A 1,032-nucleotide genomic window follows, 5' to 3' on the forward strand; every position below is an offset into this window, starting at 1 on the left:
AAAGAAAGAGCGCCTTGAAGCTTCCCGAGGTTTCTGAAGGGGAGCTGGTACGCCACTACACCGCTCTCTCGACCCGTAACTACGGGGTTGACTCCGGCTTCTACCCGCTGGGTTCATGCACGATGAAATATAACCCTAAGATAAACGAAGAGGCAGCCCGGCAGCCCGGCTTCGCCTTCCTGCATCCCTGCCAGCCGGCAGAAAGTGTCCAGGGGGCGCTGGAACTGTTCTACCGCACCGAGTCATATCTAAAAGAGATCACCGGGATGGATCGGGTTACCTTTCAACCAGCAGCGGGGGCCCACGGTGAGCTGACCGGGATGATGCTGATTCGCGCTTATCACAGCTCGCGGAACGACCAGCGGAAAATAGTGCTGGCTCCCGACTCGTCGCATGGGACTAACCCCGCTTCGGCGGCTATGACCGGCTACAAGATAAAAGAGCTCCCTTCTGATGAGCGGGGGCTGGTCGATCTAAAGGCCCTTCGTGAGCTTCTCAATGAAGAGGTCGCCGCTCTGATGCTGACCAACCCGAACACCCTGGGTCTCTTTGAAGAAGATATCCTGGAGATCGCCGCTTTAGTTCACGATGTCGGGGGGCTGCTCTACTACGATGGGGCCAACCTGAATGCAATCATGGGCCACGCGCGGCCCGGCGATATGGGCTTTGACGTGGTTCACCTGAATCTGCATAAAACTTTTGCCACGCCTCATGGCGGGGGCGGACCCGGCAGCGGGCCGGTAGGGGTAAAGGAGCACCTGGCGCCTTTTTTACCGGTTCCCCTGGTGGAGAAGGGCGAAAGCGGCTACTACTGGAAGGACGACCTCCCTTTGAGTATCGGCAAGATACACGGTTTTTACGGGAATTTCGGCGTTGTTGTGAAAGCCTATACCTACCTGGTGATGATGGGGGCAGCGGGCCTGCGGCAGGCGGCTGCCGATGCTGTTCTTAATGCCAACTACCTGATGGAGCGGTTAAAAAGAAGCTATACTTTGCCCTATGACCGTCGCTGCAAGCATGAATTTGTCCTCT

Annotated in this window: 1 protein-coding gene; it reads left to right on the forward strand. The window is 57.0% G+C overall.

What is annotated here, in order from left to right:
* The coding region (gene gcvPB, locus ACE4YL_RS13110) for an aminomethyl-transferring glycine dehydrogenase subunit GcvPB (protein ID WP_461369711.1) at positions 1 to 1,032 on the forward strand (1,032 nt) is incomplete at both ends.

The organism is Candidatus Darwinibacter acetoxidans (assembly GCF_041936445.1).
Lineage (GTDB): Bacteria > Bacillota > Limnochordia > Darwinibacteriales > Darwinibacteriaceae > DTU010.